23 protein-coding genes and 2 tRNA genes are annotated in these 21,107 nt (G+C 56.3%); 12 read left to right on the forward strand and 13 right to left on the reverse strand.

Annotated features, from left to right (window positions below; genetic code table 11):
- The first annotated feature begins 172 nt into the window (after positions 1-172).
- Both Q0O33_RS07625 and Q0O33_RS07630 read left to right on the forward strand, forming a co-directional pair.
- Entirely contained in the window at positions 173-469 is a 297-nt protein-coding gene (locus tag Q0O33_RS07625) for a DUF1294 domain-containing protein (protein ID WP_295497896.1), read from the forward strand.
- A 56-nt stretch (positions 470-525) separates the two neighbouring features.
- A complete protein-coding gene (locus tag Q0O33_RS07630) occupies positions 526-951 on the forward strand; it encodes an ion channel (RefSeq protein WP_295497897.1) in 426 nt (141 codons plus the stop codon).
- Between the two features lie 6 nt (positions 952-957).
- Here Q0O33_RS07630 and Q0O33_RS07635 read toward each other — a convergent pair whose 3' ends face one another.
- Positions 958-1,416, reverse strand: a complete 459-nt coding sequence (locus tag Q0O33_RS07635) for a thermonuclease family protein (RefSeq protein ID WP_295497898.1) — start codon at positions 1,414-1,416, stop codon at positions 958-960.
- A 229-nt stretch (positions 1,417-1,645) separates the two neighbouring features.
- Between Q0O33_RS07635 and Q0O33_RS07640 the strand changes: the two genes are divergently transcribed.
- Entirely contained in the window at positions 1,646-1,972 is a 327-nt protein-coding gene (locus Q0O33_RS07640) for a DUF952 domain-containing protein (RefSeq protein ID WP_295497899.1), read from the forward strand.
- A gap of 200 nt (positions 1,973-2,172) precedes the next feature.
- Here Q0O33_RS07640 and Q0O33_RS07645 read toward each other — a convergent pair whose 3' ends face one another.
- The 4 genes from Q0O33_RS07645 to Q0O33_RS07660 form a co-directional block, all read right to left on the reverse strand.
- Complete coding sequence (locus Q0O33_RS07645) at positions 2,173-2,877, reverse strand: NRDE family protein (protein ID WP_295497900.1); 705 nt, start codon at positions 2,875-2,877, stop codon at positions 2,173-2,175.
- A 79-nt stretch (positions 2,878-2,956) separates the two neighbouring features.
- The gene (locus Q0O33_RS07650) at positions 2,957-4,108 is read right to left on the reverse strand and encodes an N-acetyltransferase (protein WP_295497902.1); all 1,152 of its coding nucleotides are present in this window, start codon (positions 4,106-4,108) and stop codon (positions 2,957-2,959) included.
- Between the two features lie 35 nt (positions 4,109-4,143).
- Entirely contained in the window at positions 4,144-5,232 is a 1,089-nt protein-coding gene (lptG, locus tag Q0O33_RS07655; protein ID WP_295497904.1) for an LPS export ABC transporter permease LptG, read from the reverse strand.
- 3 nt (positions 5,233-5,235) lie between these two features.
- On the reverse strand, positions 5,236-6,474 hold the full coding sequence (locus Q0O33_RS07660) for an LptF/LptG family permease (protein ID WP_295497906.1): 1,239 nt from the start codon (positions 6,472-6,474) through the stop codon (positions 5,236-5,238).
- Positions 6,475-6,601: 127 nt separating this feature from the next.
- On the opposite strand from Q0O33_RS07660, the gene Q0O33_RS07665 reads away from it, so the two are divergent.
- Genes Q0O33_RS07665 through Q0O33_RS07675 form a run of 3 tightly spaced genes read left to right on the forward strand, consistent with a single transcriptional unit; the run spans position 6,602 to position 9,017 of the window.
- Complete coding sequence (locus Q0O33_RS07665; protein WP_295497908.1) at positions 6,602-7,078, forward strand: DUF2141 domain-containing protein; 477 nt, start codon at positions 6,602-6,604, stop codon at positions 7,076-7,078.
- A gap of 10 nt (positions 7,079-7,088) precedes the next feature.
- Positions 7,089-8,060: a diacylglycerol kinase family protein gene (locus tag Q0O33_RS07670; protein ID WP_295497910.1), complete on the forward strand. Its 972-nt coding sequence runs from the start codon at positions 7,089-7,091 to the stop codon at positions 8,058-8,060.
- Between the two features lie 33 nt (positions 8,061-8,093).
- A complete protein-coding gene (locus tag Q0O33_RS07675) occupies positions 8,094-9,017 on the forward strand; it encodes a hypothetical protein (RefSeq protein ID WP_295497913.1) in 924 nt (307 codons plus the stop codon).
- A gap of 66 nt (positions 9,018-9,083) precedes the next feature.
- Here Q0O33_RS07675 and Q0O33_RS07680 read toward each other — a convergent pair whose 3' ends face one another.
- From Q0O33_RS07680 to Q0O33_RS07710, 7 genes are all read right to left on the reverse strand, one after another.
- Positions 9,084-10,283, reverse strand: coding sequence for an aminotransferase class I/II-fold pyridoxal phosphate-dependent enzyme (locus tag Q0O33_RS07680; RefSeq protein WP_295497915.1), 1,200 nt, complete (start codon positions 10,281-10,283; stop codon positions 9,084-9,086).
- A gap of 20 nt (positions 10,284-10,303) precedes the next feature.
- Positions 10,304-10,549 carry an acyl carrier protein gene (locus Q0O33_RS07685; protein WP_295497917.1) on the reverse strand — a complete coding sequence of 82 codons (246 nt, stop codon included), beginning with the start codon at positions 10,547-10,549 and terminating at the stop codon, positions 10,304-10,306.
- 90 nt (positions 10,550-10,639) lie between these two features.
- Positions 10,640-11,548, reverse strand: a complete 909-nt coding sequence (locus Q0O33_RS07690; protein ID WP_295497919.1) for an NAD(P)H-binding protein — start codon at positions 11,546-11,548, stop codon at positions 10,640-10,642.
- A complete protein-coding gene (gene proB / locus Q0O33_RS07695; protein WP_295497921.1) occupies positions 11,545-12,675 on the reverse strand; it encodes a glutamate 5-kinase in 1,131 nt (376 codons plus the stop codon). The genes Q0O33_RS07690 and proB overlap by 4 nt, the downstream gene beginning before the upstream one ends.
- Complete coding sequence (gene obgE / locus Q0O33_RS07700; protein WP_295497923.1) at positions 12,660-13,712, reverse strand: GTPase ObgE; 1,053 nt, start codon at positions 13,710-13,712, stop codon at positions 12,660-12,662. The genes proB and obgE overlap by 16 nt, the downstream gene beginning before the upstream one ends.
- Positions 13,713-13,875: 163 nt before the next feature.
- Positions 13,876-13,951 (reverse strand) — tRNA-Ala (locus Q0O33_RS07705).
- Positions 13,952-14,025: 74 nt separating this feature from the next.
- A complete protein-coding gene (locus tag Q0O33_RS07710; RefSeq protein WP_125231048.1) occupies positions 14,026-14,343 on the reverse strand; it encodes an FYDLN acid domain-containing protein in 318 nt (105 codons plus the stop codon).
- Between the two features lie 155 nt (positions 14,344-14,498).
- Between Q0O33_RS07710 and aroA the strand changes: the two genes are divergently transcribed.
- The 6 genes from aroA to Q0O33_RS07740 all read left to right on the forward strand — a co-directional run bounded on the left by aroA (position 14,499) and on the right by Q0O33_RS07740 (position 19,324).
- Positions 14,499-15,833, forward strand: a complete 1,335-nt coding sequence (aroA, locus tag Q0O33_RS07715) for a 3-phosphoshikimate 1-carboxyvinyltransferase (RefSeq protein WP_295497925.1) — start codon at positions 14,499-14,501, stop codon at positions 15,831-15,833.
- A complete protein-coding gene (locus tag Q0O33_RS07720) occupies positions 15,830-16,108 on the forward strand; it encodes a hypothetical protein (protein WP_295497927.1) in 279 nt (92 codons plus the stop codon). The genes aroA and Q0O33_RS07720 overlap by 4 nt, the downstream gene beginning before the upstream one ends.
- The gene (locus Q0O33_RS07725) at positions 16,105-16,731 is read left to right on the forward strand and encodes a d(CMP) kinase (RefSeq protein WP_295497929.1); all 627 of its coding nucleotides are present in this window, start codon (positions 16,105-16,107) and stop codon (positions 16,729-16,731) included. Before Q0O33_RS07720 ends, Q0O33_RS07725 begins: the two co-directional genes overlap by 4 nt.
- Positions 16,732-16,980: 249 nt before the next feature.
- Positions 16,981-18,687: a 30S ribosomal protein S1 gene (gene rpsA, locus Q0O33_RS07730; RefSeq protein WP_295497931.1), complete on the forward strand. Its 1,707-nt coding sequence runs from the start codon at positions 16,981-16,983 to the stop codon at positions 18,685-18,687.
- A gap of 215 nt (positions 18,688-18,902) precedes the next feature.
- Positions 18,903-19,181 carry an integration host factor subunit beta gene (locus tag Q0O33_RS07735; RefSeq protein ID WP_295497933.1) on the forward strand — a complete coding sequence of 93 codons (279 nt, stop codon included), beginning with the start codon at positions 18,903-18,905 and terminating at the stop codon, positions 19,179-19,181.
- A 57-nt stretch (positions 19,182-19,238) separates the two neighbouring features.
- Positions 19,239-19,324: transfer RNA gene (locus Q0O33_RS07740), tRNA-Leu, on the forward strand.
- Between the two features lie 63 nt (positions 19,325-19,387).
- Here the strand turns inward: Q0O33_RS07740 and Q0O33_RS07745 are convergent.
- On the reverse strand, positions 19,388-20,896 hold the full coding sequence (locus Q0O33_RS07745) for a YifB family Mg chelatase-like AAA ATPase (RefSeq protein ID WP_295497935.1): 1,509 nt from the start codon (positions 20,894-20,896) through the stop codon (positions 19,388-19,390).
- Positions 20,897-21,107: the final 211 nt, after the last annotated feature.

The following is a 21,107-nucleotide window of genomic DNA, read 5'->3' on the forward strand; positions in this document are numbered from 1 at the left end:
GGATGCGGGGGCTGTTGCGACCGGGGATTGAGCTTCTCCCAACACCGTCACCCTGAACCAAGTTCAGCATGACGATTTAAAGGAAATTACCGCAATGCGCTAAGTGGCGACGCTGTGGCGCGTGCGCCTTATTCAGGCTATCACCGCACCTTAACCAAACGACATATCACGCATGCCCCTCCCTACCCTCCCCAACGCCCTTGGCCTGTTTGCGCTGGTCAACCTGATCACCTTCCTGCTGTTCGGCGTCGATAAGCTGCGCGCTGGGGCGGGGTCCAGCCGCGTGTCCGAAGGGGCGTTGCTGACTTGGGCGTTTTTTGGGGGGAGCATCGGTGCCTATGCTGGCCGCGCTCTATTCCGGCACAAGACACGCAAGCAGCCTTTTTCCAGCTACCTCAACAAAATCGCGATACTGCACGCCATTGCTGCAACATTCGTAGGTGGTTGGTTCTTAGCGTCGGTGCTGTAGCTCTCCCCCAAGATCCCCCCTTCCCCGTTTGCGCGTTTCGTGCGACATCTCTCCGCATGATCCTTCAGCTTGCCGTTTCGACTATCATGGTCCTGCTCACGGTAGTTATCCATGGTGGCGGGCTTGCCATTCTTGGGCGGATGTTACGCGGCGAGGTGCAGGCCGAGCGCGCGCATCATGTGCCGGGGCTTTCGCTGCGCACTATGGGCTTTACGCTGGCTTTGGTATTGGCGTTGTTCGTGCTCCACGGCATTGAAATTTGGCTATATGCGTTTTTGTACGAAGGCCTTGGCGCGGTGGAGGATCTCGAAACCGCGGTCTATTTCTCGACGATCAGCTATGCCGGCATTGGCTTTGACGACCGCTATATTGCGCCCGAATGGCGGCTTGTCGCCGCGATTGAGGGGATTTACGGCTTGCTGCTGCTCGGATGGTCGACGGCATTCTTTGTGGCTGTAATCTCGCGTCTGGGGCGGCGATAGGGCTGGTTAGCACCAGCTGCGTCGGCCGCCTTCATAATAACGCGCAAGGCCTTCTTCGACCAACAGTTCGCCCAAGCTTTGGCCACCGCGCGTCAATATGCGCAATTTGCGGCCATAACGATCTTCATCGCGGTTGATGCTTTGCAAGCTGAAGGGGCCAGCATTGACGAGTTGGTGTAGCCGCCGTGTTGCCGCGGCACCGCGCGCCGCCTCCGCCGCGCACCGCGGTTGATGGGTTTCGGGGGTGTCGATATCGGCGATGCGGATTTTGCTACCGCGATACCATATCGTATCCCCATCCACGACGCAGTTCGTGCCGCCACCGCTTTTGCAAATGCCAAAATTGGCGGTTTCGGTATCGGTGGCGCTGGCGGCAAAGGCAGCAACGCCGCCGGGCATGGCTGTCCAAGCGCCACACAAAAGGGCAGCCGACAGCATCAGCCGAAGCGAGAGAAAGCGAGTCATATGTGCACTGGACCTTTGCGCATGTCAGCAGGGTCTGCGCGCCGGATAGGTACGAAATGCTTCGCACAGACCGCAGACGTTCGGACCCTACCATCCGATAATATCATATTTTACATTTTAGGCCATCATTTGCGGCCAATCGCGCATCATTCGGTCAGATTTGGAGCATAAGCCGGCCATGTTGGCAAAGCTGCTTGCCCTACTCCTCCGATTTGGACATGAATGCCGCATGGAACAGACGCCACAACCCGCCACCGCCTTCAAGATCCTGACCGCAGCACAATGGGCGCAATTTGAGGCGGACGGCGTCTTTCAAGGTGCACCTGTCGATTTGGCGGATGGTTACATCCATTTGTCGACGCAAGATCAGGTTCAGGGCACGTTGGACAAGCATTTTGCAGGACAAGAGGAACTTGTGCTTGCCGAGGTGGATTTAACCGCGCTGAAAGATGCAATCAAATGGGAACCATCCCGCGGCGGTGCGCTTTTCCCACATATATACGGGGTTTTGCCGATGCACGCAGTTGTCGGATATTTGACCCAGATCAAAGCATGAAGGCATTTCCGGCACCATAAGGACCTTCTCAACCGAAGGAAACCAACATGGACGTCATTCAAATTCCCGCCGTCGCCCTTTTCACGGGCATGCTCACAACTTTTGCGATCGTCATGCTCGTTGTCACGGTGGGCGATGTGATCAGACGTTAAAGCCACGCGGTCGACAGGAGCAGAACGAAGGCGTTACCCCCAAGCGTTTCAGCCTACCCAAACAAAGGCCTCGGCGCTTTCCCCAAGGCTATTGCCAGCGCTATCAAAACGGCGCTCCATAATGCGTCCGGCACCATCATGTCCGACCGCCAATATGGTGCTGCAGCGTGTCCCATAGACGCCATCGCGGATGAATATCGGGTGCGCGCTGTCAGGGGTGGCATCGGCATCCGCAAGAATAATAAACAACGCCATGAGGTCTTCTGCCCTGCCGTCCAGCCAGCCCGTTAGCGCGCGGTTCAATCTCTCTTTGCGCGGCCAGTGTTCGTCCTGCACCGCATTGGAAAGGCCGTGCACGCCATGCGCCAGCGAGGCGCGAACCTCCGTCGGACGGTTGGCGACATATTGCAGGCCGTGTTGATCACCGACCATCAGGCTGAACGGGTTAAAATTGTCCAATATGTCGGGAAATGTGCCGTGCGTCAGCCAGTCGGTGACCAAAGCGCCGCGTGACGCCTTATGCCGATCCGGGCCGTCTGGCGTTCGGATATTGGTCACCACGCCGAAACGCCCTGTGTGGCTCACCCCCATCCATGTGCCTTGCGATAGGATATCGCGACCCGCCATAATCGACGGATTGTCCGGCCATGGCTCCAAAGGCGTTGCCGCCCGGCTGTGAAATTCGTCGCGGTTACCAGCGACGATCAATTGCCAACGCGGATGCACATGCCATGCAATCGACACTACACACATGTCTTGCTCCAATCGGCCCAAATCATGCTGAATCCTTATCCATTAGCACCAATGCAGGACAATTTTTCCGAGCGCGCCATCACAGCGGCTTTTCATAAATGCGATATACTTTGTTGATCTCGCCATTCATGGCCTCGCCTACCGAACGCATCGGGCCATTGTCGTCCAGAACCCAACCAAATTCGCCGCGCGAGGCACCAAATTTGGTAGTCGAAGCATCGCGAATATAGGTGACCATCATAAACGCCAACTGGCTGGCCAAACGTGTTGCTTGAAATTTCTTGACCACGCCCATCAACGGCACGCGCATGCTGCGGACCTTCGGGGCACGGAGCCACCACAGCAATTTTGCCCAGTTGAACGGGAATAATGATCCCCCGAAAGTGCCGATTTTCTCATTGATATCGGGCCATGTCATCATGAATGCCACGGGCTCTCCATCAACCTCGGCAATGCGGATCAAATCGTTAAATACAATGGGCTTAAGCTGCTTGCCGGTATGCGCTACTTCTGCATCCGTTATGGGCACAAAGCCCCAATTACCACTCCATGCATCGTTCAGTATCGACAATATGATGGCCGCTTCGGCATCAAAATTGGCCTTATTAACCTTTCGAATGACAATCCGTTCATTGCGCTCACCTGTCGCGACAATACGCTGCACGAGCGGCGGAAATGGCACGTCAATGGGTATGTGATAGGTATACAGGTCTTTAACACCTGCATAGCCCGCCGCCTCTATCCAATCGCCATAAGCAGGGTTGTGATGACCCATCAGTATCGTCGGCGGGTGATCATGGCCTTGCACCAACAATCCCGGTTCCTCCCAGATCGAAAGGCTCAATGGCCCCAGCGCACGGACCATTTTTTTGTCACGCAACCAGCTTTCTGCGGTTTCGATGAGGATTTTTGCCACTTCGGCGTCTTCCGCCTCGAAAAATCCCCAATTGCCGACACCCGGCCCCATGCCCTGTTCCGGCGGCTGCGCCAAAGCGAGAAAATCCAAATGCGCCGAAATACGGCCCACAATCTGTCCCTTCCACTCGGCCAAAAACAACTGCGCTTCACCATGTTCGAACCAAGGGTTTTTGCCCGGCGTGATTGTCGCCATGACGTCACTTTTCAATGGCGGCACCCAGTTTGGGTCGTCCGCATATAAGCGGAAAGGCAGATCGACAAAGGCTTGCTTGTCAGCCTTTGTCGAAACGGGACGAATGTTGATATCTGCCATATGCTGTCCTTGAAACCTTGTGCGCCCTATGCCCGTCATTCTTCTGTGCGGACCAAAACCGTCTCGCCTATCAAGAAGAACAACAGAAACGGCCCCCATGCCGCAATCCATGGCGGATAGGCGCCAAGATTACCCATCGCCAAAGCGAAATTGTCGGCGACGAAATAGGCAAAGCCCAAGGCCATGCCGATGACCGCCCGCAAAAAGAGCGCCCCGGATCGGGCAAGGCCAAAGGCCGCCACGGCGGCGAGCAATGGCATCAACAATGTGGACAAGGGACCGGAGAGCTTGTGCCATAATATGCCTTCAAGATTATCCGTGCGGCGTCCAGCGGCCTTGAGATCGTCGATTGCGCGCATGAGCGGCAAGAAGGCCAGGCTGTCGCCGTCGACTTTCATCACGTTGAACCTGTCGGGCGTGATACCTTTACCGATGATGAGACGATCTGTCGTCGTCCCGGTTGTTGTCGCCACATTAAATGATTTTGTTTCTTCAAGTTGCCAAGCATCACCGATGTAGCGCGCACGGGTAGCGGTGATGACTTGTCGCAATCCGCCATTGGCACGCAGATATATGCGGACGTCCTCCAGCACGGTGTCATCACCAGAACCCAAGACGTTGCCCGCGTTGATAAGGTCACCGCCCTCACGCACCCATATATTGTTTCGGGCGTCGCTATCAGGTGCCACCGCGCCATAATCCGCTTTCTGCCACACTTTTAACTGCGCAGTGCTGGGGGCAACAACGGCATCGTTAAAGGCAAAGGATATCACGGCAACGCCAAGGCTGGCGACGAACATCGGTGCCAAAATCTGATGCGCGGATAATCCAGCGGCTTTCATCGCCACGACTTCGCTGTTCTGGCTGAGCCCCGCAAAAGTGATGAGGGTGCCGAGCAACACGGAAAAAGGCAAAAATCGTGCAATAATCTGCGGCGCACGCATCGAAACATAATGCAGAACGTCGCCCTGGTCATTTCCGGGAACCGACAGGATTTTGCCGCTTTCACCCAACAAATCCAGTGTCATCAATATCAAAACAAGCATCATCAGTACCGCAAAGCTACGAACAATGAACAGCTTTGCCATGTATATTGTGATGTTACGCGACGGAAAAAAATGCATGGCTTATGTCTCCGCCGATGGTGCGGGCATTCCAATGGTCGCCAGCCGCGATTTTCGACCGAACCGGAATATGCTTTTGACCCATTTGCCGCTTTTTGTCGCAAAAACCTCTAGCGCACCAATCGGTTGCCCGCCCGGCACATGGGCGATGATATGGTACATCCACAGGATAAGTGCTGCAAACAGCAGAAATGGCAGCCACAAGGCAATGAAGGGATCAACTATGCCCATGCCGCCCACGCCTTCGGCATATTCGTTGATCTTGTGATAAGTCACCACCATCACAATCGATAAGAACACCCCAAGCGCCGACGTCGACCGCTTTGGCGGGACCGCCAATGCCAGTGCAAGTAACGGCAGCAAAAGCATCATGGCGACTTCCACCAAGCGGAAGTGAAAATTTGCCCAAGCCCGGTCGCGTTCCACCAATGGTTTCTGCGCATCGCCGCCAATTTGAACCAGCTCAGTGATCAGATATTCGCGATCCTTGCCACCGCGCGTTCGGAAATTCTCGATCTTTGGCAACGGAATGGGGATGTCATGGCTGGTAAAGCTTAGCACCCGCGGCGATTTATAGCTGGGCGCATAATGCACGAGCGTTCCTTTTTGGAGCCGCAGTAAGATCGTATCAGGGTCATCGGTCCGCAGAAACTGGCCTTGCTCCGCCGTCACCGCAATGGTCTGCCCGCTGTTGCTTTGCGCGAAAACAAATAGGCCCGACAGCGCATTGCCGTTATTGCGGCTCTCATCGATACGGACGGTCAGGTTTTTACCGACATTGTTAAATTCTCCCACCCGCACTTTCGCGCCAAAGGCACCCGAACGTAGTTCAAAGCGCAGTTCTTCGTACAAATAGCGCGAACTTGGTTGAATAAAGCCGACGATAGCGAAATTGATGGCGGCAAGCGCGATTGCGAGCATGAACGGAACGCGCAACAAGCGGAAATAGCTCATGCCTACTGCACGAAAAATGTCGAGTTCTGACGACGTTGCCAATCGGCGGAAGGCCAGCAAGATGCCAAGCAGCAGGCCGATGGGAATACCCAAGGAAAGATATTCGGGCAAGAGGTTGGCAAGCATGCGCCAAACGACGCTGACTGGCCCGCCTTCTGCGGCAACAAAGTCAAACAGGTTCAGCATCTTTTCCAGAAGCAACAATGACGCGGCAATTGCGAGGGTCGCAAGCAGCGGCAACATTACAAGCCGGAAGATATAGCGGTCAGTGGCAGTTAGAAATTTCAACTTATGGTCGCCCTGTCACCCTAATTTGGCCGCAAACTCACCCGATAGACGGTTACAGGTTCAGGGGCAATATCGATGCTATCCGAAAAAAGGCGGATAACGGACATAAAGTTCCAGGAGTATTGCAATGAAGAAATGTGTCGCTCTTGTGACTATGGTTGGTCTGGTTCTGGTTTCCGGTACTGTTGCGGCCAACCAAGAGCTAGATAATGATATGTCACGATGCACTTCGGGCAATGGACCGGCTGTACTCGTGCAGGTGCGCGGCGTTAAGGAATCGAGCGGAAAAATCCGCGTCCAGTCCTATCCCGCAATACCCGGTGCATGGTTAGCAAAGGGCCGCTGGCTTCATCGGATTGAAAGCCCCGCCAATGAAGGCAGCATGAATATTTGCATACCGGTTCCCTCCGAAGGCAAATATGGCATTGCTGTCCGGCATGACCGCAATGGCAATGGCAAGACGGATATCAGCCAAGACGGTGGCGGCTTTTCCAATAACCCAAGCATCAGCATTCTGAATTTGGGCAGACCACCTGTTCACAAGGTGGCTTTCCAAGCTGGGCCGGGCATTACGCGCATTACCGTCAATCTGAAATATATGTGAGGGTACTTATTTGGCTTTAGTGGCGCTCCTTTCTAACCCGAATTCAACTGGCAACCGATCTATCTTGCCGGCAGTTCGCACCTATTGCGCCAAAAATCCGGATATATTCCATTATGAGGTCGAGGAGATCGGCCAGATTGCCAAGGCGTTGGAGATGATTGCCCGCGTCAAGCCCAAGGTGCTGGTCATCAACGGCGGCGATGGCACGGTTCAATCCGCCCTGACGGAGCTTTATCATGGTGGCCACTTTGACGGCACTCCGCCGCCAGTGGCGGTATTACCTAACGGAAAAACGAACCTCATCGCCTTGGACTTGGGCGCAGAAGGCGACCCGCTGGAAGCGCTCTCGCGGATTATTGAAGTCGCCAAAGGCGACCTGTCAAAACATATTGTGGTGCGCGAACTCATTGCCCTTAGCGATGGCAGCGAAGGTGCGCGTCCGGTGCTCGGCATGTTCCTAGGCGGTGCGGGACTTGCCGAAACGATTTTATATTGCCGGCACAAGATTTATCCCTTGGGCCTACCCAATGGGCTGAGCCATTTTTTGACCGTAATTGCTGTCATGTTTTCAGCAATCGTCAGTGTAAAGGCCAGCTTCCTGCCCAAACGATCCAAGCCGGTCAGCATATCGTTCATCCGCAATGGTGAATTGCACGGCATCTTCTCCGTCCTAATTGTCACGACCTTGGAAAAACTTTTGTTAGGCGGTCAGGCTGGTAATGTTAAACAACGCGGGCTGATGAAATTTCTGGCGGTGGACCAAAAACCATTGGCGATGCTGAAAATGATTGCGGCCTCTCTGCGCGGCAAATTAGGGCTAACCAATATGCGCGGTGTGCATTTCCAACAAGGCGATGTCATTCGCATTGACAGCGAACAAAGCAGTGTCGTTTTGGACGGCGAAGTGTTTCAGGCCCACCGCGGCAGTCCAATCGTTCTGCGCTCGACACCGCCCGTTCCGTTCTTGAAACTGGCCGCTTAACAAGCGTCCATAAAGGCGGCTAAGACCCCTGATATGCTTTCGCTTACGCAACTTATCACTGAAGAATTGGCTGTCCCCGTGCAAGCAGGGGTTAGCGAATTTGCTGCGCATATCGCAGCGCAATTCAATGGCGCCGCACGGGCAGTGCTGTTTTACGGTTCTTGTTTACGGACAGAGCAATTGCAGGGCGAGATGATCGACTTTTACCTGATCGTTTCGGACTATAAGACAGCTTATAGCAAAAGCTGGCTCGCGACATGGAACCGCCGCCTGCCGCCCAACGTCTTTCCGTTTCAACATAATGGCCTCATCGCCAAAGTCGCAGTGTTAAGCGAAAGCGACTTTCATGACCTTAACCGGCCAGCCGCCTCCGCTGTTTCGGTCTGGGCCAGATTTGCACAGCCTTCGCGCTTGGTCTGGTGCGCTGATGAAACGGCCCGACACGCAGCGGTAATCGCGATTTCTGGGGCAGCGCCAACATTGCTAAATGCAGCACTGGCATGTGTCGAACGCGAGGTGGATGTTCTCGATTTGTGGCAGTCCGGGTTCCAGATGACCTATAGTGCCGAACTGCGTGCCGAACGCAACGATCGGCCGTCGTCCGTGATCGCTTTCGACCCCGAACGCTATGGCCGTTTTGGCATCGCTGCGCTTTATCACACCAGCATCGCGAGCGAACTGCGCGGCGACAAAATCCTTCTGTTGCCGGATGTGGATGGAAGAATTGCGCAGGAGAAAAACCGTTGGCCAGGCTTGCGGCGACGCGGCAAATTACTGACTATCGCACGGCTTGCCAAAGCTGCGTTTACTTATGCGGGCGGGATTGATTATCTGGCGTGGAAGATCAACCGCCACGCTGGAACGCACATCATCATCCGGCCATGGCAACGCAAATGGCCATTGGTCGCGGCGCTGTTTCTGGTGCCCAAGTTGCTGGCCAAGGGCGCGGTGCGTTAACCGCCAAATCGGTTGCGCGGGGGCAATAAACGAGCGTGACGGTCAAGCCTATTCCCGGACGTTCCGTCAGATGATCCCGACAGCTTTGCCCGCGCGTTCGAAGCGGTTGAGAATATCTGCGACCTGATCGCTCGTATGCTCCGCGCAAAGCGAGCAACGCAGCAAGGTCATGCCCGCGGGCGTCGCGGGCGGACGTGCCAAGTTCACATAGAGGCCGTTTTCAAGCAACGCCGCCCACATCGCCGCGCCTTTTTCTAGATCGGGCATAATGACCGCAATGATCGCGCTTTGTGCATTGGGTGTGCCCAATTGGAAGCCGAGATCGCGCAGCCCCTGATGCAGATTTCTTGAATTTTCCCACAAATGCGCGCGCTTGTTGCCATTGTGCATGAGTTTGCGGATGCTCGCCGCCGAACAGGCGACAACCGAAGGCGGAAGCGATGCGGTGAACACATAAGGACGGCACACGAGCCGCATGATTTCAAACTTGGGATGGTTCGACACGCAGAAGCCACCTACGGTACCCACCGATTTGGAAAAGGTGCCAATCACAAAATCGACATCATCAAGCACGCCTTGCTCTTCCGCCACACCGCGTCCATTTTCGCCAATAAAGCCCATCGAATGTGCTTCGTCGACCAGGATCATCGCCCCTGCTTCTTTCGAAACGCGGATCATTTCCTTCAAAGGCGCAACGTCACCAAGCATAGAGTAAACGCCCTCAAGCACAACAAGCTTGCCTGCGTCCGCCGGAAGCCGCTTCAGGCGTTTTTCGAGAGCCTCAACGTCATTATGGCGGAATGCGACGATTTCGGCGTCGCCCATTTTGCAACCATCATAAATCGACGCATGGCTGTCGATATCGAGGATGATATAATCGCCTTTGCCCGCAATCGTGCTGATGATACCCAAATTCGCCTGATAGCCCGTGGAAAAGACCATGGCATGGTCCATCCCGTAAAATTCCTTCAACGCGTCTTCGCATTCCTTATGGCCCTGAAACGTGCCGTTGAGAACGCGGCTGCCGGTTGTGCCAGCGCCAAATTCGTCCAATGCTTGCTTGCCTGCCGCAATGACATCATCGTCAAAGGTCATGCCCATATAATTATAGGTGCCAAGCAAGATCGTTTCCTTGCCGTTGACGACAGCGACGGTGGGCGATTTCACTTCTTCCATCACCAGGCTGAACGGGTCTTTTACGCCCGTAGCGAGCAGACCTTCGCGCTGAGCGATCAAGGCATCAAATTTTGAAAATAAGTCAGTCATAACCGTCTCTCGTGATGAATTTAGGCAGCAGTTAGCTTGGTCACGGCATCGACCAACTGGCCGACATTTTCGATCTCCGCCTGCAAATTCATGCTGATGATGATATCGAAGCTGTCTTCGACTTCAGCTACAAAATCCATAACGGTCAGGCTGTCCCATTCAAGATCGCCGGCAAAGGTGGTTGCTTCACCAACTTCGACGCCTTTTTTGTTAAATGGTTCGATCAAGCCTTTGAGGCGATCAAACATTTCGCTTCGGTCAGTCATTCTTACATCCTCGATATGATTGGCGGCCAATGCCCCATAACTCCGCGCTATGGCAAGCGAATAAGGCGGCAAAAGGGCAAGGCGAAGGCGCTACATCCACCCGTGCTTACGATACCAGCTTACGGTGTCCTTCAGGCCCGCAGCCGTTGCAATTTCCGGCAACCAAAGCTGCGACGCTGGCGCAGCGTCCGGGTCAATGGTCCAGTCGGGATGCGCAAGGTAATTGGCGCGGTCCGGCGTAAGCTTTGCCTTTGGCCCGCGGATAGCGCGGTCCGCCCATCCGGCGAATTTCAAAAGAAAGCTCGGTGCATGCACGACCGTGATGTTGCGGCCGACCGCTGCGCCAATGGCTTTGGCGAAGGCTTCATGGCTCCACCCGCCAGCCGTCCCATCATCCGCCTCAAACAGGCGTTTCGACACATTTTCAGCTGACAACAGGGTCACGAGCAAACGCGCCAGATCATCGACATGAATGACGGACACGCGCCCGCGCGGCGGCAACAAAGCCCAGCCTTTGGCTGCAATACGGAACATATCAAACATCTCGGTATCGCCGGGGCCATAGACACCGGGTGGACGAATGACGGTCCAGTCGAGCGCCGATGCCTTCACAAGATTTTCCGCCTTGGCCTTGCTCGCACCGTACAATGACAGCGCCGGTTCGCGCGCGGCAAGTGACGAGACCGCGACGAAGCGATCTATACCCGCCATGTGCGCAGCAGCAATCATGTTTGCCGTGCCCGCCACATTACCGCTTTCGAAACCAGCGGCATCAGGCGCGTTAACAACGCCAGCAACATGCAATACCGCGTCGGCGCCGTCGCACAATTCGTTGAGGCTGGCCGCATCATCCAGACGGCCATGCACCCATGTCACGCCTGCTGTCTTGGGCTGGTCCCGCCGTGTCAATGCCCGCACGTGCCAGCCAGCCGCGACCAATCGTCGCAGCGTCATCCGTCCGACGAACCCCGTTGCTCCAGTCAATGCGACCGTTTTCACAAAAGTACCAATTGGTCCCGGTGGACAAGGACGGAGCGCGGCACGGTGCCCAATATGGCGGCCAACGCGCTTGACCGATGCCCGCAAATCCGCGCGGCATCCACAGCATCATATTCCGATAGTCCACGCGCAATCGCAAGGCCATCATCGGCGCTGATGTCGATGACATCGCCCCGCTTAAATTCGCCCTCAACCGACAGTGCGCCAGCAGGCAACAGGCTGCTTCCGTTCTTAAGTGCTTGCACTGCCCCATAATCGATGCGGATCCGGCCCTTGACCGTCAGACGCCCGCCGAGCCAACTTTTGCGGGCTGAGCGACCTTCACGCGGGGCGAAGAAGGTCGCAGGACCGCCTTGTGCCAGCGCCGCAAGCGGATGGTCGCGTAGGCCGGACGCGATCACTAGGCCAATCCCTGCTCGCGCCGCAATATCGGCGGCATCCAATTTTGATGCCATCCCGCCGGAACCCATGCCTGAGGAGGAGCCTTCGGCCACCATCACCCGCACGCGGCCATCAATCTTGTCTATCGTCGGCAGCAACGTTGCGCCCGGCAAATGGGGTGCGCGGTCAAAAAGACCGTCAACATCGGACAGCAATATGACGCCCGTTGCACCCGCAGCTTGTGCAACACGCGCGGCCAAACGGTCATTGTCGCCAAAACGAATTTCCTCCGTGGCGACGCTATCATTTTCGTTGATGACGGGTACCGCCCCTGCTCCCAATAGGCGATCAAGCGTGGCCGCGATGTTCAAATAACGGCGGCGGTCCTCAAGATCATCGAGTGTCACCAGCATCTGCGCTGCGGCCAAGGACTGACCTTCCAAAAGGTCCGCCCAGATGCCCGATAATACAATCTGCCCGACCGACGCGGCAGCTTGTGCATCTGCAAGGCTTGCGCGTCCCCCTTTTTCAAAGCCCAAGCGGCGGGCACCCAGCGCAATCGCGCCAGAGGTGACAATAATGCACCTCTGCCCAGCCTTATGCCGCGCACTGATGTCCGCAACGAGCGTCTGAAGCCATTCCCGCCGCACAGTCCCGTCTGGCTGCACCAGCAACGACGAGCCGACCTTCACCACTAATAAGGGGCAGGATGTTGGCAGGAATGCAGCGTTCAGATCGGCGACCATGTCCCGTCCTCGGTAATGCCATCGGCCTTTGCGCCTTCAATCCCGCTTTTGGCAGGCAGCGCCTCCAATATCCGGTCGAGGACCAGCTCAACGCCTTGGCCCGTCGCACCGGAAATCGCGATGACATCCTGCGCGCCAGCCGCTTGTAGCTGCTGCGCGATGTCGGCCATCAATTCAGGGTCAAGCAAATCGCCCTTGTTGAGCGCGACAATCTGGGGCTTTTCATCCAAGGCCGCGCCATATTCGCTCAATTCGTCGCAGACGATATGCCACGCGGCAATCGGGTCATCTTGCGTCGCATCGATCAAATGGATGAGTATACGGCAGCGTTCAATATGACCCAAGAAACGGTCGCCAATGCCAACGCCTTCCGCCGCACCGGCAATAAGCCCCGGTATATCAGCCAAGACGAACTCACGCGATTTATGATCCACAACGCCCAATTGCGGGCGGGTGGTGGTGAAGGGATAGTCGCCGACCTTCGCCTTAGTATTGGATACTTGGTTGATGAAGGTCGATTTGCCCGCGTTCGGCATGCCGACAAGGCCGGCATCGGCTAGAAGCTTCAGCCGTAACCACACATACATTTCCTCACCCGGCCAACCGGGACCATGTTGGCGGGGGGCGCGGTTGGTTGAGCTTTTATACGATGCGTTGCCGCGGCCGCCATCGCCACCGCGCAAAAACACAACGCGTTGACCGACCTCGGTCAGGTCAAGCAACAAGGTGCGTTCTTCGTCGTCGGCCAGCACCTGCGTTCCCACAGGCACCTGAATGACAAGATCATCGCCATAAGCGCCATGGCGGTCCCGGCCCATGCCTTGGATACCGCGCATCGCCTTGAAATGCTGCGCATAACGAAAATCGATAAGCGTGTTCAGTCCAGCCACAGCTTCAAAAATGACATCGCCACCTTTGCCGCCATTGCCGCCGTCGGGGCCGCCATATTGTACATATTTTTCCCGCCGAAAGCTGACCGCGCCGGGGCCACCTGCGCCGGAACGGACAAAAATCTTAGCTTGGTCAAGAAAATGCATATATTGGCCTTTAGGGAAGAATGCTGGTTTTGGCCAGTGCTGGGTTCAATGCCCAAGCTTGTCACCCTGAACTTGGTTCAGGGTCCATCATGCGTCTCAACTCTTCGGGCTAAGCTGGCAAATGGATGCTGAAACAAGTTCAGCATTACGTGAAAAAGAAGGTTGGTGGAGCCTAGGGGAGTCGAACCCCTGACCTCTACACTGCCAGTGTAGCGCTCTACCAGCTGAGCTAAGGCCCCATCTGGCCGCCCATTGGGCAGCCATGGTGAGGAGCGCCACTAGCGGCCGCTCCTGTATATATCAAGCCCGAAGATTAGATGTCGTCGGGCTCATCTTCTGTGCCAGCAACGCCAAGATCTTCGTCGCCACCCAAGTCGACATCATTGTCGGGCGAAACGTCGCCGTCAACCGCATCGACGTCAATGTCGAGATCATCATCCGCCAGATCCGAATCGTCTTTCTTCTTTTCGGCTTCTTCAAACGGCAATGGCTGCTTCGACTTCAAAACTGGCTCTGGCGTCCACTGGTTGCCGCATTCGATGCATTCAACCGGTTCGTCCTTCGTCAGGTCGTAAAAACGAACGCCACATTTCGGGCAAGTGCGCTTGGTTCCCCATTCAGCCTTGATCATGGCGGGCTTAAATCCTTTTAAACTGGCTTGGAAAGGCAACGCACATCTGTGAATCACCGTCAATTGGCGCGGCCTTTGCCACAGCGACACGCCGCTGTCAAAAATTACTGTGGTCGTTGACTTGAACGCGCATCATCCGCAAAGCGCAAAACATAATGCACAGTGCTCCATCCCGACCCGGCAGTTTCCAGCCCCGAGGCCCGTTACTCGGCACTCTAAAGGTTCCTGGCGACAAATCCATTTCGCACCGCGCGCTTATGTTGAGCGCGCTTGCCGTGGGTGAGAGCAAAATTACAGGCTTGCTAGAAGGCGAAGACGTGCTCGCCACCGCTGCCGCCATGCGGGCCATGGGCGCACATATTGAACGCACGGGCGAGGGCCATTGGACCGTCAACGGCTTGGGCGTGGGCGGCTTAATGCAGCCCGCTGGCGCACTGGACATGGGCAATAGCGGGACTTCAACACGGTTATTGATGGGTCTGGTCGCCAGCCACAGGCTAACCGCGACCTTCATTGGCGATGCCAGCCTGTCCAAACGCCCGATGGGCCGCGTGATTGATCCGCTCCGCCAAATGGGCGCCGAGTTTACAGCAAGCCCCGGCGGGTTGTTGCCGTTGATGGTGCGTGGGTTAGTCCCTGCCATACCGATCAGCTACCGACTGCCGGTCGCCTCCGCGCAAGTGAAAAGCGCTGTCTTGCTCGCGGGGTTGAACATCGCTGGCATTACCGAAGTGATCGAGCCAGTGCCTACCCGCGACCATAGCGAGCGGATGCTCCGTGGTTTTGGTGCGGATTTGACGGTAGATGTCGAAGCCGATGGCGTTCGGTATATCCGCCTGATGGGGGAGGCGGAATTACAGCCGCAGCAGATTGAGGTTCCCGGTGATCCGTCCTCCGCAGCCTTCTTTATTGTTGCGGCGCTCATCACGCCCGGCAGCGAAGTGACGGTCACCCATGTCGGCATGAACCCGACGCGCACCGGGATCTACAAGATGCTGGAGGCGATGGGCGCTGACCTCACTTATTCTAATGCGCGCGAAGTGGGCGGCGAGCCGGTGGCAGACATCACCGCGCGGCATTCTGTTCTGCGCGGTATCGACGTCCCACCGGATGTGGCGCCGAGCATGATTGATGAGTTTCCCGTTTTCTTCGTCGCTGCCAGCATGGCGCAGGGCCGGACAACGACCAGCGGCCTCGACGAACTGCGGGTGAAGGAATCCGACCGGCTTGCGCTGATGGCGACTGGCTTGAAAGCGATTGGCGCACGGGTTGAAGAACGGGAGGACGGTCTCGTCATCGACGGCACTGGCGGGGAGCCGCTGGAGGGCGGCGCAACGGTCACCAGTGCGCTTGACCACCGTATCGCCATGAGCTTTGCCGTGGCAGGCCAGCATGCCTATCACGCAGTAACGGTGGATGACGTGTCGCCCATCGCGACCAGCTTTCCCACATTTGAATCTATCTTGCATACTCTGCAGGTGCAGCATTGACCGAATATGTATCGCCTTTCACCGCAGACCTCATCGGGTTCGCGGGTAGCTTCTTCATCGTCGCGGCGTTCGCGTATAGCAACCTCACGACGCAGATGAACGCCTTGTGGTTCAAAGTTGCAAACTTCCTTGGCGCGGCGCTGCTGACCATTTCGTTGATGGTGAATTTCAACCTACCAACGATGGTGCTGGAAATTGTCTGGATGGCGATTGCTTTGTTTGGCATCACCAAGGCGCTGATGAAGCACCGTGTCGATAAAGGCGCGGCCGAATGATCATCGCCGTTGACGGGCCAACTGCCTCGGGCAAGGGCACATTGGCAAAGGCATTGGCAGCGCATTTTGGGTTGCCCTTTCTGGATACGGGCCTGTTGTACCGGGCGGTCGGTCGGCAGGTGCAATTGCACCTGGGCAACGCCGACGATGCCGCGGACGCTTTGGCGGGATGCCGCTTTCCCGACAGCTTGCTTGATGACCCTATCTTGCGGAACGAAGAAGTTGGCGGGTTAGCTAGTCGGGTTTCCATCCACCCCGTGGTGCGCGCAGCGCTCAACCAGCGCCAGGTGGACTTTGCCAATCAACCCGGCGGCGCGTTGCTTGACGGGCGCGATATCGGGACGGTCATCGCGCCACATGCTGACGTGAAGCTGTTCGTCACCGCGCCCGCAGAGGTCCGCGCACGACGCCGCCACGCAGAAATGCATCGACACGGCATGCATGTAGCATTTGCCGATATCTTGGCAGACATTCAGGCACGCGATGCGCGCGACATGGCGCGCGCCGATGCACCATTAAAACCCGCAGAAGACGCGCTATTGCTTGATACTGGCGATTTGACTATAGGCGACGCCGTTCAAGCTGCGATCGCTTTGGTGGAGTCTCGACTTCACAAGAGCTAAGTGGCCGGAGTGTATCGATAGAACACACTGTCACCCTGAACTTGGTTCAGGGTCCATTTTGCCTCGCTGACCATTGGTCTAAGTTGATGGATGGATGCTGAAACAAGTTCAGCATGAGGTGGTTAATTGGCTCGATATGCACCGTATTTGGACGCTTTGCTGCTATTCGGGCATCAGGGCAACTCTGGTCAAAGACCGTCGGAACCAACCGACTGGCCGGACAAAATGTAGTTAAGGACACTCTAACCTATGGCAACTTCGCCAAACCCGACCCGCGACGATTTCGCGGCACTTCTCGACGAATCACTTGGTGGCGCAGACGGTGGCTTTGAAGGCCGCGTCGTAAAAGGCACTATTACCGCAATCGATAATGACCATGCTGTCATCGATGTGGGTCTCAAATCCGAAGGCCGTGTGGCGCTGCGTGAATTCGCTATGCCCGGCCAGAAAGCCGACCTGAAGGTTGGCGACGAAGTCGAAGTCTTCGTTGACCGCGTAGAAAATATGAACGGCGAAGCCATGCTCAGCCGCGATCGCGCCCGCCGCGAAGCCGCTTGGGATGTGCTGGAAGGCGAATTTGACGCAGGCAACCGCGTAGATGGCGTTATCTTCGGCCGCGTTAAGGGTGGTTTCACCGTTGATCTGGGCGGCGCAGTAGCATTCTTGCCCGGCAGCCAGGTTGACGTCCGCCCCGTCCGCGACGTTGCGCCATTGATGGACATCGCACAGCCATTCGTCATCCTCAAAATGGATCGCAAGCGTGGCAACATCGTTGTGTCGCGTCGCGCCATATTGGAAGAAACACGCGCGGAACAGCGCACTGGCCTCATCCAGAACCTGATCGAAGGTCAGATCATCGACGGCGTTGTCAAGAACATCACCGATTATGGTGCGTTCGTCGATCTGGGCGGCATCGATGGCCTGCTGCACGTCACGGACATCAGCTACAAGCGTATCAACCACCCAAGCGAGGTCATCAACATTGGTGACACCGTTAAGGTACAGATCGTCCGCATCAACAAGGACACACAGCGCATCAGCCTTGGCATGAAGCAGTTGGAAAGCGATCCTTGGGATGCCGCTGTTGCCAAATATCCCGTTGGCACCAAGCTGAAGGGTGCAGTCACGAACATAACCGAATATGGTGCGTTCATCGAACTCGAGGCCGGTATCGAAGGTCTGGTCCACGTTTCGGAAATGTCATGGACAAAAAAGAACGTGCACCCTGGCAAAATCGTTTCGACCTCACAAGAAGTCGACGTTGTTGTTCTCGACATCGACATGGAAAAACGCCGCATTTCGCTTGGCCTCAAGCAAGCGCACGACAATCCATGGGCATCATTCGCTGACAAGTTCCCAGTGGGCTCGACCGTTGAAGGCGAAGTCAAGAATGCGACCGAATTCGGTCTGTTCATTGGTCTCGACGGCGACGTCGACGGCATGGTCCACATGTCCGACATTGCATGGGGCATCACGGGTGAAGAAGCTCTGCACCTTCACCGCAAGGGTGAAACCGTCAAGGCAATCGTTCTCGACATCGACGCCGAGAAAGAACGCATTTCGCTTGGTATCAAGCAACTTGAAAAGGGTGCCCCAACGGCAGCCGGCGCTGCTTCGGCAAGCGGCCTGAAGAAGGGTGGCACCACTACCGTGACCGTTCTTGAAGTACGCGACGGCGGACTTGAAGTGCAAGCGGGCGAAGATGGCGCAACGGGCTTCATCAAGCGCGCCGACCTTGGCCGCGACCGCGATGAGCAACGTCCCGATCGGTTCCAGGTTGGTCAGAAGTTTGACGCCATGGTCACTGGTTTCGACCGTTCGAAAAAGCCGAACTTCTCAGTCAAGGCGCTACAGCTCGCTGAAGAAAAGCAAGCAGTTGAGCAATATGGTTCATCCGATTCCGGCGCATCGCTTGGCGACATCTTGGGTGAAGCGCTTAAGGGCGTGAAGAAGTAAGCTTCGGTTAAGAACTTCCTCCTAAATGTCGTAATGGAAACCCGCTCCTTGAATGAGGAGCGGGTTTTTTTATGCCTTTGGCACAAAACTTTTGGAAGACCGTTGTAATGATAAAAAATTTCTGCCAGCGTGGCGACATTGTTGTAAAGCATTGTAACGTGACGTTTGATAAGCGCGCCGCGTCCAATTAGATAACCGCAAGAGAGGGACATTATATGATCCGTTCCGAGTTGATCAAAAAGCTGGAAGCCGAGAATCTGGAACTCAAAACAGAAGAAATCGAAAAGATCGTCGATCTGTTTTTTGACCAGATTATTCAACGCCTTTCCGATGGCGGGCGTGTTGAATTGCGCGGCTTTGGTGCTTTTTCGACCCGTGACCGCATCCCACGCAAGGGCCGCAACCCGCGCACCGGTGCATCGGTCGAAGTGCCATCGAAGCGCGTACCCTATTTCAAACCGGGCAAAGAAGTCCGCGAAGGCCTCAACAAATAACCCATTTATGCGAAGGCACTTGACCCTGCGGGCGTAATGCTGTCTGCGGATGGCTAAGCGGATGTGGCGGAATGGTAGACGCTACAGACTTAAAATCTGTTGTCCGTAAGGGCGTGCGGGTTCGAGTCCCGCCATCCGCACCAATTGGCCGAAGGCGCCCTTTGAATTACTTTATCATCAATGCCATGCGCGCTCCATATGGCCGCTCAGTTGCGTGGCGGTTGTCGTCGGTAGCTTAGCGCCTCAGCGATGTGGATGCGGCCAATGTCTGTGACATTAGCCAAATCGGCGATCGTCCGGGCAACGCGCAATATGCGTGTGTAACCGCGCGCCGATAGGCGCATCGCTTCTGCCGCTTGGGCCGGCAACCTCAGCCCCGCTGCATCCGGCGTGGCAAAAGCCGCAAGTGTCTCGCCATCAAGATCCGCATTAGTCCGCAAGCCAGTGCCTTGCAGCCGCGCACTTTGCAGAAAACGCGCGGCCTGCACCCTGACGGCAACCTCCGCCGATCCTTCGGCAGGGGGCGGAAGGACCAAGTCTGACGCGCGCACGGCCTGCACATCGACATGCAAGTCGATCCGGTCCAGCAACGGCCCTGATATCTTCGCCTGATAGTCCGCAGCGCAACGCGGTGCCCGGCTACATGCCAAAGCCGCATCACCAAGATGCCCGCAGCGGCACGGGTTCATCGCAGCGACCAGTTGGACGTTGGCGGGAAAGGTCACATGGCTATTGGCCCGTGCGACGGTGACTTCGCCCGTTTCCAACGGCTGTCGCAAACTGTCTAACACACTGCGTTGGAACTCAGGCAGCTCGTCGAGGAACAGGACTCCAAGATGCGCCAGGCTGACTTCGCCCGGACGGATACGCAGACCGCCCCCGACCAAGGCTGGCATGGACGCGCTATGGTGCGGTGCACGGAACGGGCGTGTGCGCAATAAGCGGCCACCATCCAAAGATCCGGCGACGGATGCAATCATGGACACTTCCAATGCCTCAGCAGGCGAAAGCTCCGGCAAAATACCCGGCATGCACGCGGCCAAAAGCGACTTACCCGCACCCGGTGGACCAACCATCGCCAAATTGTGACCGCCAGCAGCGGCAATCTCCAAGGCGCGCTTTGCGGTCTCCTGTCCCTTTACCATTTTCAGATCAGGTCCCGTTTGGCGCGGCGCGGCGACCCCTGGCTCAGGCGAGCGTAGCAAGGATTGCCCTTTCAGATGGTTCAGCAAGCCCAGTAAGTCGGGTGCGGCAACAACTTCGATTTCGCCAGCCCAAGCCGCTTCTGACCCTTGCATCGCCGGACATATCAACCCGAGCCCGCGTGACGAGGCATGAAGCGCTGCCAAAAGCACGCCAGGTGATGCTGCAACCCTGCCGTCCAAACCTAGCTCACCGACCACGATAAATTGCGCCAGCGCTTCTGCATCCACCAGCCCCATGGCCCCGAGTAATGCCAAAGCAATTGGCAAATCATAATGCGAACCCTCTTTGGGTAGGTCAGCGGGTGAGAGATTGATGGTGATCCGCTTGGGCGGCAATGCCAGACCAAGCGCCGAAATAGCCGCGCGAACACGCTCGCGGCTTTCGGCGACGGCTTTATCCGGAAGACCGACAACCGCGAAACTGACCATCCCCGGTGCGACCTGGCATTGGACTTCGACGCTGCGGGCTTCCAAGCCGAGAGGCGCGACTGTGGAAACAATCGATACCATATACTGTCCCCAAAGATGGACCTCCGCTGCGTTGGGATGACGTTACAGCGGAGGCCCGGCCGATCGGTCCAGTGATCGACGAGCCCAATTGCGCCGCGAATTGCGCCTATGGCAACCGCTGCCGGTTCGTATACCAACGGTTAGTATATCCAATTTAACGTTATCAATAGCCAAAGAGGCTAGGAAACTGACCAGAAATCAGCCATTTTCA

This window comes from Sphingorhabdus sp. EL138 (genome assembly GCF_945862485.1).
Lineage (GTDB): Bacteria > Pseudomonadota > Alphaproteobacteria > Sphingomonadales > Sphingomonadaceae > Sphingorhabdus_B.